This window comes from Sphingobium sp. FW306-1B-F04DB (assembly GCF_058781925.1).
This window is the reverse complement of the sequence record NZ_JBYSXE010000032.1, coordinates 29,104-38,449: the sequence shown is the minus strand read 5'-3', so window position 1 is coordinate 38,449 and position 9,346 is coordinate 29,104. Positions and strand designations below refer to the sequence as shown.

Annotated in this window: 12 protein-coding genes; 3 read left to right on the top strand and 9 right to left on the bottom strand. The window is 64.6% G+C overall.

Annotated elements, in window-relative coordinates; genetic code table 11:
- Positions 1-23 precede the first annotated feature (23 nt).
- Positions 24-563 (bottom strand): hypothetical protein, encoded by a 540-nt coding sequence (locus AC3WJD_RS14315; RefSeq protein ID WP_492747358.1) that lies wholly within the window; start codon positions 561-563, stop codon positions 24-26.
- Between the two features lie 18 nt (positions 564-581).
- Entirely contained in the window at positions 582-1,322 is a 741-nt protein-coding gene (locus tag AC3WJD_RS14310; protein WP_492747357.1) for a hypothetical protein, read from the bottom strand.
- A gap of 324 nt (positions 1,323-1,646) precedes the next feature.
- On the opposite strand from AC3WJD_RS14310, the gene rarD reads away from it, so the two are divergent.
- Positions 1,647-2,552 (top strand): EamA family transporter RarD, encoded by a 906-nt coding sequence (gene rarD, locus AC3WJD_RS14305; protein ID WP_492747356.1) that lies wholly within the window; start codon positions 1,647-1,649, stop codon positions 2,550-2,552.
- Here the strand turns inward: rarD and AC3WJD_RS14300 are convergent, their stop codons facing one another.
- Entirely contained in the window at positions 2,553-3,074 is a 522-nt protein-coding gene (locus tag AC3WJD_RS14300) for a hypothetical protein (protein WP_492747355.1), read from the bottom strand.
- A 71-nt stretch (positions 3,075-3,145) separates the two neighbouring features.
- Entirely contained in the window at positions 3,146-4,708 is a 1,563-nt protein-coding gene (locus AC3WJD_RS14295; RefSeq protein ID WP_492747354.1) for a winged helix-turn-helix domain-containing protein, read from the bottom strand.
- Between the two features lie 128 nt (positions 4,709-4,836).
- Between AC3WJD_RS14295 and AC3WJD_RS14290 the strand changes: the two genes are divergently transcribed.
- Positions 4,837-5,061 carry a tautomerase family protein gene (locus tag AC3WJD_RS14290; RefSeq protein ID WP_492747353.1) on the top strand — a complete coding sequence of 75 codons (225 nt, stop codon included), beginning with the start codon at positions 4,837-4,839 and terminating at the stop codon, positions 5,059-5,061.
- Between the two features lie 344 nt (positions 5,062-5,405).
- Here AC3WJD_RS14290 and AC3WJD_RS14285 read toward each other — a convergent pair whose 3' ends face one another.
- Together AC3WJD_RS14285 and AC3WJD_RS14280 are read right to left on the bottom strand one after the other, a co-directional pair.
- Complete coding sequence (locus tag AC3WJD_RS14285) at positions 5,406-6,773, bottom strand: cytochrome P450 (RefSeq protein WP_492747352.1); 1,368 nt, start codon at positions 6,771-6,773, stop codon at positions 5,406-5,408.
- Positions 6,774-6,897: 124 nt separating this feature from the next.
- Complete coding sequence (locus tag AC3WJD_RS14280; protein ID WP_492747351.1) at positions 6,898-7,449, bottom strand: glycine zipper 2TM domain-containing protein; 552 nt, start codon at positions 7,447-7,449, stop codon at positions 6,898-6,900.
- Positions 7,450-7,621: 172 nt separating this feature from the next.
- On the opposite strand from AC3WJD_RS14280, the gene AC3WJD_RS14275 reads away from it, so the two are divergent.
- Complete coding sequence (locus AC3WJD_RS14275) at positions 7,622-8,221, top strand: YdeI/OmpD-associated family protein (protein WP_492747350.1); 600 nt, start codon at positions 7,622-7,624, stop codon at positions 8,219-8,221.
- A gap of 16 nt (positions 8,222-8,237) precedes the next feature.
- Here the strand turns inward: AC3WJD_RS14275 and AC3WJD_RS14270 are convergent, their stop codons facing one another.
- The 3 genes from AC3WJD_RS14270 to AC3WJD_RS14260 all read right to left on the bottom strand — a co-directional run bounded on the left by AC3WJD_RS14270 (position 8,238) and on the right by AC3WJD_RS14260 (position 9,339).
- Positions 8,238-8,372: a hypothetical protein gene (locus tag AC3WJD_RS14270; protein WP_492747349.1), complete on the bottom strand. Its 135-nt coding sequence runs from the start codon at positions 8,370-8,372 to the stop codon at positions 8,238-8,240.
- Positions 8,373-8,535: 163 nt separating this feature from the next.
- A complete protein-coding gene (locus AC3WJD_RS14265; RefSeq protein ID WP_492747348.1) occupies positions 8,536-8,901 on the bottom strand; it encodes a PilZ domain-containing protein in 366 nt (121 codons plus the stop codon).
- 72 nt (positions 8,902-8,973) lie between these two features.
- Complete coding sequence (locus tag AC3WJD_RS14260) at positions 8,974-9,339, bottom strand: PilZ domain-containing protein (protein WP_492747347.1); 366 nt, start codon at positions 9,337-9,339, stop codon at positions 8,974-8,976.
- Positions 9,340-9,346 lie beyond the last annotated feature (7 nt).

Sequence of the window (9,346 nt, the reverse complement as noted above, 5' to 3'; positions counted from 1 at the left end):
CGGTCAGTCCGTACGCGCCGCCTTCAGTGGCAGCCCACAGCCGTGCCATCAAGGACCTGGGCAGTCCCGGCGCCCGCCATGGCGTGGAAGACCGCGGCAGCCCGGGGGCTGGCCTGATTATTGGTCGCGCCCCCGATCGTGGCGCGGGCGATTGACCAGTGCCCCGGCGGAACATTGTCGAACACGACGGCCCAGGGACCCGGATTGGCATTGCCCGGCGGAGGATTGGGTATGACCAGCGACGCGACGGTTCCCTGACCGACGGGGGGCTGTGCGGTGACGGTGATGGAGAGCCAGCACGGAATACCGGGCATTGGCGGCGGGTGTATTGCGTCGAAAAGTGACAGCGTGGGCGGCTGCCCGGTAACGCGGAAGCTGTTGTCGCTCCAGTCGACCTGGTTGGTGGTGCCGGGAAGGACGCGCAGCCCCCGGTAGAGCACGACGGTGAGCTCCTCGGCCCCCGTAGCGCGTGGCGGGACGGGTGCCGCCTCGCGTGCAGGCGGTTGCGCGACGCACGCGGCGAGCAGGGCAAGTGGGAGGAGCCAGGCATGGCGGCCTTTCATGACGGACATCGTCACGGCTCAGCGCGCGGTAATCAGCGGCATGCGATACTCCGCTTCGAGCTGCGCGACACTCGGCGCCGCTTCAAGCATCCCGGCGTCGACATCGGGCCCCTTCAGGAATTGCCAGGTGTCGTACATCTTCTGCTTGGCCGCTTCACGCTCCTCGGGCGTCATGTCTTGGATGTGGTCGAGCTGGAACGAATAGATGCCGACGAACGTGGGCCACGGGATCTTGGTGATGTCGACATTTGATATCACGTAGGAAAAGGCGGTCGCCTGCTCGATCTTCTTCTTGAGCGAGACCGCGGTGACCGTCCGGGACCAGGCCATCAGATCCACGCGATAGATCGAGAAATCCGTCGCGTAGACGAAATAGTCCACCTTCGTCATTTCCTCCCCCTCGGTGCTGCCGAGGAAAATTTCCAGCGTCCGCGTGATGATCGAGAATATGCCGTTGATGATCTTGTCGGTGCCGCCTTCGATGAAGCCGCCGAGCGCGGTCTTCACGACATCGGCAATGTCCTTGGCGCTGCTCGACGTATAGGCCCTGGCAAGACCGCCCGATCGTATCACCGAGGAGATCGGCACCGTTTTGTTGGTGCCGGTTCCCGCATCGAGGATGAGCAGGTTGATCTCCTTGTCGAAGACTTCGCGCTTGGTGTCGGCAAGACTGACCAATGCCTCCAGTGCTTCGCGCTCGGCCTGCGCCAGTTCGTCCGAGCCGTCAAAATCCTGTATGATCTTGGAGAAAGTGCTCATTGGCATGACCCTCCCGCATGCAGTGGAAATTCAACCGGAATCTCTCGATCGGACGCGCACGGTGCCGACGGGCGACCAACGCCGCGGCAGACTGCGGACGTGGATAGCGGCTTTTGCGGGCAGCACGATTTGGAGATTCCTCGATTATCGAGAGGAACATTCGAAACTGTCACCGGATCGGTGCAATGCGTCGTTCAACCTGGCTTGGCGCGATTGCCGGGCCGGGACGCGAAGACCCGGCGAGACGAGGCCGAGAACAATTTCTTTGCCCCGGCCACGAGATCGCCGCTCGCCTCGCGCTCAACTGCGCGCTAGGGGCGGCGCATGGTCAGCCAATCCGCACAGGGCCGCGCCGGCATTGCCTATGGGCTGGGCGCCTATCTGATCTGGGGCTTCCTGCCCGCCTATTTCAAGCTGCTCGCAAGCGTGCTGCCGAGCGAGGTGGTGGCGCAGCGGATCGTCTGGTCGGTGGTCTTCCTGGCGCTGCTGATTGCGGTCAAGGGCAGCTTCCCGGCGCTGCGCGCGGCATTCGCCAATCCGAAGGCGCTGCGCATACTGGCGGTGACCGCGCTGCTGATCGCGGCGAACTGGCTGATCTATGTCTGGGCGATCGTGAACAACCATGTGCTCGAATCGAGCCTTGGCTATTTCCTCAACCCGCTGGTCAATGTCGCGATGGGCGTGGTGCTGCTCAAGGAGAAGCTCGGCCGCGCGCAGATGATCGCGGTGGCGCTGGCGGCGATCGGGGTGGCGGTGCTTGCGGTCGGCGCGGGGAGCGGGCTGTGGATCAGCCTGTCGCTGGCCTTCAGCTTCGCGACCTATGGGTTGCTCCGCAAGATCGCACCCGTGGAATCGCTCGAGGGCTTGTCGATCGAGACGCTGATCCTTGCGCCGGTGGCGCTCGGTTATATCTGGTGGCTGTCGCGCAGCGGCGACCTGTCCTTTGGCAGCAGCACGGGCATCAGCCTGCTGCTCGTCGCGGGCGGGGTGGTGACCGCGGTGCCGCTGCTGCTGTTCGCGGCGGCGGCGCGGCGCATGCCCTATGCGACGCTCGGGCTGCTGCAATATCTGGCGCCGACACTCCAGTTCCTGCTCGCGGTGTTCGCCTATGGTGAGCCGCTGACAACGGCGCACCTGATCTGCTTCGGCTTCATCTGGACGGGGCTCGCGATCTTCGCGGTGAGCGGGATCGGCGATATGCGTCGCCGCAGGCTCGCCGCGGCAGAATGATCAGCTGGTGATCGTGAGGGTGCCGGTGGTGTGCCCCGCCGCGCCCGCCGCGAAGTCGAGCGTGAAGGGTTCGCCCTCATCGGTCTTGCCCGACAGCCCGTTCGCGCCCGCGGTGACGGTGAAATTCTCCGCGGCCATCTTTTCGCTGAACCATTTGCCGAGCGTGGCGGCGTCGGCGGGGGCGTCGAAAACGATCGTGACCTTGTCGTTATCGCTGCCGCTCGCGCCGTCGCCGAGCACATTGACCGTGGTCACCTTCGAACCCGGATAGAGCTTTACCCCGCTGATATCCATGTTGTCGGCATCGAGCGAGATCGTTGGCAGATTGACGTCGGCCTTGAAGCCGGGGAGGTCGATCTTGACGCGGCCATCGGGATCAGCGCTGGCCGAGGCATTCTGACCCTCATCGGTCTTGCCCTGGATGCTGATCGTGGTGCCGTTGCCGACGTCGTCCGACTTGTCGCAGCCCGCAAGAAGCGCGAGCGGCGACATTGCGGAAAGCCACAGAATTCGCGAGACCATCGAGCGCTCCTCGGCTGTATTAATTGTGTAATACACTATAGCGCCGGAAGCACTGCGTCAAGCGGACAGCGCTAGGGGCCCAGCCAGGCGAGGCCGTTCGCAATGCGCTCGCGCGTCGCGGCGTCCTCGAACGGGAAGGAGCGGAAGAAGTCTGCGCGGGTGAGCGCGGGATTGCGACGGCGCACAATATCGGCCCAGGCCTGTGCGCGGTCTGCGTCGCCATGGAGCGCGTGGCAGGCGGCGGCGATCACCGCGATCAGCACATGGGCTCCGGGCTCGCGTGCGGCGCGGTCGCCCCAGTCCGCTGCTTCAGCGTCCTCGCCGCGAACGAGATGCGACAGCGCGCGGGTGGCGAGCATCGCGTAATGCAGCGGATCGATCGGGCTCAGCGCCATCGCCCGATCGGCGTGTCGCTGACCGTCGCTGCCCCGGCACAGCAGCGTCTCGGTCCAGGCATTGGCATAGATGCCCTGCGCGTAATTGGGGCTGAGATCGGTGGCGCGGTGCAGCCAGCCAAGGCTCGCCTCCAGATCACCCTCGAGCCAGAAGGACCGGCCCATCGCGAAGTTGACGAACGGATCGAGCGCATCGAACCCGATCGCGAGCTCGGCGTGCCTGCGCGCACGTAGCGCCTCCGTGGCGGTGTCGGCACTGTATGTGAGGAAGGCATTCTGGAAATGCGTGAAGGACAGGCCGGCATGCGCGCGCGCGAAACCGGGCTCCCGCGCTATCGCATGCCCGAACATCGCGGCCGCGGCGGCATTGTCGGTCGCGTTGAAGCGAAACATGTGCTGCAGGCCGAGATGATAGGCGGACCAGGCATCGAGATGCTCGGGGCTGGTGAGACGCGCATGGCTCGCTTCATGGAGCGGGATGCGGATCTCGAGCGCGGTGATCAGGCTCGCCACGATCCGCGAGCGGATGTCGTGCACGTCGCCGGCCGCGGACGCGTAGCGCTCGGCCCAGATGACGCCGCAATCGCGCGTATCTGTCAATTCCACCGACACGGTGATCCTGTCGCCCTCGGTCTCGACGGCGCCCGAGAGGCAATAGCGGACGCCGAGCAGTTCGCCGACGCGGCGGAGGTCCGACTGGCAGTGGCGAACGCGAAATGACGAGCCGCGGGCGATGACGTGCAGCCAGCGCAGCCGGCAGAGCTCGGTGATGAGGTCATGGGGCAGCGCCTCGGCAATGAGCGCATGCGGGCCCGCGGGGCCGAGAAGCCTGAAGGGCAGCACAGCGATCGAGGGCTTGTCGAGCTTCGCATGGTCGACGGCATGGCCGGTGCTTTCCGGGCGGCGCAGCATCGGCTCGGGTTTCGCGCGAATTTCCTCGACCTCGCCCACGAAGCGAAAGCCCCTGCCATGGACCGTGCGGATCATGCGCTGTTGGCGGCCATCGTCGGCGATCGCCTGCCGCGCCGACTTGATGCGGCTGGCGATCGCGGCATCGGAGACGATCCGGCCGTTCCAGACCTTCTCGATGAGTTCGTCCTTGGTGACGAGGTGATCGCGGCCCCGGATGAGCAGCAACAGCAGCGAAAGAACCTGGGGCTCGACCGCGACGGTCGCGCCGCCCTGGCGCAGCTCAAACCTCTGCTCGTCGAGATCGAACTGGCCCAGCCGGTATCCCATCCCCCGGAGCATAGCACATCGCGGAATCTCCATGAAATCTGCAGATGGCCTTCAAGCATCACGGCCGGGGACGCGCTATGCCGACATCCGATGGCGCCACATCCAGGTGCCGGAACAGGAGACAGGAAATGCCCCTCGTCAATATCGATGTCATCAAGGACGTGTTCACCCCCGAGCAGAAGCGCGAGCTTATCCAGAAGGTCACCGAGGCGATGGTCTCGGTCGAGGGCGAGGCGATGCGCGGCGTGACCTGGGTACGTATCCAGGAAGTGGAGCAGGGCGACTGGGGCATCGGCGGCAGGCTGATGACCGCGGCCGACGTGCACGCGCTTGCAAGGGCCGAAGCGGCCTAACCCGACGGGGCGTGTTTCGTCGAAAGGGAAAGACGAGATGAAAATCCATCCCGACGTCTAGTCCGATCGCACCAACAAGGACGGCCCGCCAATCGAGACAGCCCTGCAAGTTGCGGGCGCGGAACATTCCTGATGCGTGATGCGCTTGGTCGGGATGGATACCCGCCATATGATCGCTTACGGCTTGATTGCCCTCCTGATAGCCGCAGCCATCGCGACGGTTCTTTATGTCCGACGGCAAATGTACAAGCGCCTGCACGGGCACTACCGGCCCCGGAAAGCCGAAAGCTAGGGAATAGTCGCCCGGGCCGCGCCGCCTTGGCGCATTTAATGCATCATGCCGATCAGAGCCGCTCGAGGCGGACGGGCAACCCGCCCCTGGGCTTGGGGATCGGGAAATATTGCCATTTCGGCTCGCCACTGCCGACGGGCACGATCCGGTGCGTGGTGAGCAGGTGGTAGAAGAAGATCTTCGCCTGAAGGTAAGCGAAGTGAAGCCCCAGGCACATGTGCGCGCCGCCGCCAAAGGGCACCCAGGCATATTTGTGCCGCGCGCGCACCGCCTCGGGGGCAAAGCGCATCGGATCGAACTTCGCGGGTTCGGGCCAGTATTCGGTCATGTGATGCGTATAGTCGGGGTGGAGCCCGACGAAGGTGCCTGCGGGAAAATCATAGCCGCCGAACGAGAAGTCGCGCACCGCGCGGCGCGGAATCGCTGGGACGGGCGGGATCAGCCGCAGTGATTCCTTGAAGGCGTAATCGGTCAGCACGAGTTCGTCGACGCGCTCATAGGGCAAAGTGTCGCCGTTGAGGCCAAGCCCCAGCATCTCCTCGCGCAGCCGCTCCTGCCATTCGGGATGGCGGCCGAGCAGCGAGACCATCGTCGTGATCGATGAGGTCGTCGTGTCGTGCGCCGCCATCATCAGGAAGTTCATGTGGTCGATGATCTCGTCGTCGCTGAGCGGACGGCCATCCTCGTGCGTGGCGCGGCAGATCTGGCTGAAGATGTCATCGCCATCGCCATTGCGGCGTTTGGGTACCTCGCGCCCGAAATATTCGACGAGATATGCACGCGCCTTCACGCCCTTGCGCATTGCGGTGAAGGGAAGGGGAAAACGCACGATGCCGATCGTAGCCTGGACCTCGTCGACAAAGGCCTGGTTCACCTTCGCCGCCTCGGGGCCAAAGGGGATGCCGAGAAAGGAGGTGGCGGCGAGATCGAGCGTCAGCTGCTTGATCGAGGGATAGAAACGGATCTGGCGGCCGGACCAGGGCTTGATGCCTTCGCGGATTCCGGCGTTCAGCGATTCGGCGTAGCGGCGCATCGGTTCGGGCTTGAACGCTACCGAGAGCGTCTTGCGGTGCGCGCGATGCTTCTCGAAATCCATCAGCATCAGCCCGCGCGGGAAGACGAGGTTGAGCATCGGACCCCAGCCCTGCTCGGACGAGAACAGCTTGTCGCGATCGAAAAAGCCGAGCTCATTAGCTTCGGCGCCGATCAGCTGGACCGAACGCCCGCCGAAGCTGCGCGTGCGATAGACGCGGCCATAGCGCGCGACCAGTCGTTCGGTGAAGGCGCGCGGATCGCGCAGTTCCTCAAGTGTCGTGCCGATGATCGGAGGCCCGTCGGTGCCGGGTACATGGTCGAGCGCCGATGGAGGATTGCGCTTCGGCCAATGCGGATTGGCCTGGAAGGTATGCGCATAGGCCATCGGAACGCCTCCACGTTATTGACATTACAGTCAGTAACGTATCGTGCAGGGGTGTGGCAAGCCCGTGAAAAAAGCCCGGCCGGGGACTTCCCGACCGGGCCGAAGCACTGCACCGCCGCGTTCGTCAGCGGCAGGAGACACCCTTGTCGACCTCGCGGCCGAGCAGCGCGCCCGCGCCGCCGCCGAGGATCGCGCCGATCGTCTTGGAGCCGCCCGGTGCGATCTCGTTGCCGAGCAGCGCGCCGACCGCACCGCCGATGATCAGGCCGGTCGTGCCGTCGTCGCGACGGCAGTAATAGCGGTTGTCTCGGCCGCGATAGACGCGGTCGCCATAACCGAGGCGGCGGGTCTGATAATAGCGGCCGTCGCGATAGTAACGATCGGCATAATAGCCGCGATGGCCGGGCTCGTAGCGGTTATAGTCGTAGCTGCGATAGCGGCGCCAGTCGCGGCGATCCTCACGCCGATCGTCGCGCCAGTCGCGGCGATCCTCACGGCGGTCATCGCGATAGTCACGGCGCGCCTCGCGGACGTCACGGCGATAGTTGCGCTGCGCATCGCGCACATCGCGGCGATATTCGCGTTCGCTCTGACGATCGGGTCGCGCTTCGGCGGGGGCGGTTGCCATCGGTGCGATGGCGGCGAACGCGGTAAGCGCAAGAACCAGCTTTTTCATACTCTTTACTCCTAAGCGGGTCTGCATGACGCCGACTCCGAACCCTAACGAACTGATATTGGACCATGTTACGTGAACGTGCAGCGACAGCACGTTCATCCAGACGACAGCCGGCCTTCGCATTGGCGACGATCCGCGATAGATTGTGCAGGAATCTGGGGGGAGAACCGCAATGCCAGGCGATACACGCGTCGACAGCTATATCGAACGTGCCGCCGCATTTGCGCAGCCGATCCTCAAACATCTGCGCGAACGCGTGAACCGTTGGTGCCCCGCGGCCGAGGAGGCGATCAAATGGTCAAGCCCCGCCTGGATCTACAAGGGCGAATTGTTGTGCAGCATGGCCGCGTTCAAGCAGCACGCGACCTTCGGGTTCTGGCGCGGTGAGGCGGTGACGGGGGAGATGACCTCGAAATTCGAGGCGATGGGGCAATTCGGGCGGATGACCAGCCTCGACGACGTGCCCGAGGACGCGCTGCTCAAGGTGCTGCTCGAAAAGGCGATGGCACTTGTCGACAGCGGCGAGAAGATCAAGCGGCCGGTCAAGCACCCCAAGCCTGCGCTCGATGCGCCACCCGAGTTACGCGCGGCGCTCGACGCCAATCCCGCCGCAGCAGCGCATTTCGACGGGTTCGCTCCGGGCCAGCGGCGCGAATATGTCGAGTGGGTGATCGACGCAAAGCGCGCCGAGACGCGCGACCGGCGCATTGCGCAGGCGGTCGAATGGATCGCCGAGGGCAAGACGCGCAACTGGAAATATCAGAATTGCTGAAGCGCGCGCGGCGCGATCACATCAGGACGTAGCGGCGCTTCTTGGGCTTGGCGACCACCGGCTTGATCGCCTTTTCGGCGTCAGCTTCCTGCATCTTCTTTTCGGGGCAATCCTCTGCGGAGCGGGGCGCGTCGTCGCTGCGCGCAGCCATGGCGGGGCTCGCATAAAGCCCGAGCGGAACCAACGCCGCAGCTACCAGCAGAGTCGCGCTTCGTCCCATGGCCCGAATTATATCGAGCGCGTAACTGTACGCAAGATGAATGACGCAATGCATTTGCGCCGAAAAATGGCACAAACGGGGCGAACGGCTCGTCTCAGAAAACCAGCCGCGGACGGCGATCACGCTTGGGCGGGGCCGCACCCGTTGCGGCGAGCACCGCGCGCAGCCGTGGCAGGTCGATCTCGTTGGTGAATTCGCAGCCGAGCCTGCCGTCCTTGACCCAGATGACGCGGGCCAGCACCGTGCCGAGCGAGGGCAGGCGGACGCGAATGCGGCTCTCCGCCTCGAATTCGCCGGCTGCCTCGGCCATGAAGCCAAGCGTGGAGATATTGCGGATCACGATATCGAGGCCGTGATTGCCCGATGCGCGCAAGGAGGCGGACACTTCCACGTCCTGACGCGGAGCCCGGCGCTGATTGGGCCCAGGCGTTTCCAGGGCGGCTTTCGCTGCAATATGCACGGTCAGTTCTCCACTATTGCCGCGCAGCGTAAGGGGAATGCGTTAAATTTTTGTAAGGCTTGCGCGCCGGCGTCAGTGCGCGGCGGCGGAGGCCATGCCCATCACCAGCCGGAGCCGGACGGGATTGACGGTGTTGAGAAACTCGCCGCCGACCTGACCGCCCTTGACCCAGGCGATGCGTGCCAGCACCGTGCCGACACAGGGCAGCTTCAGCCGGACATAGGAGCCTTCGGCGAATTCGGTGGCGGTGTCCGCCATGAAGCCATGTTCGGAGATGTTGCGGATGACCACGTCGAAGCCGTGATAGCCCAGCGCGCGCATCGTCGTGCTTACCTGAACGGCACTGCGCGCCGCGCGGCGATCTCCGCCGGGTCCGTTCTCAACCGCCATCCGCGCCGCGATCCGCATGATGCCCAATACCCCCGAATATGACATCATAGGCTTA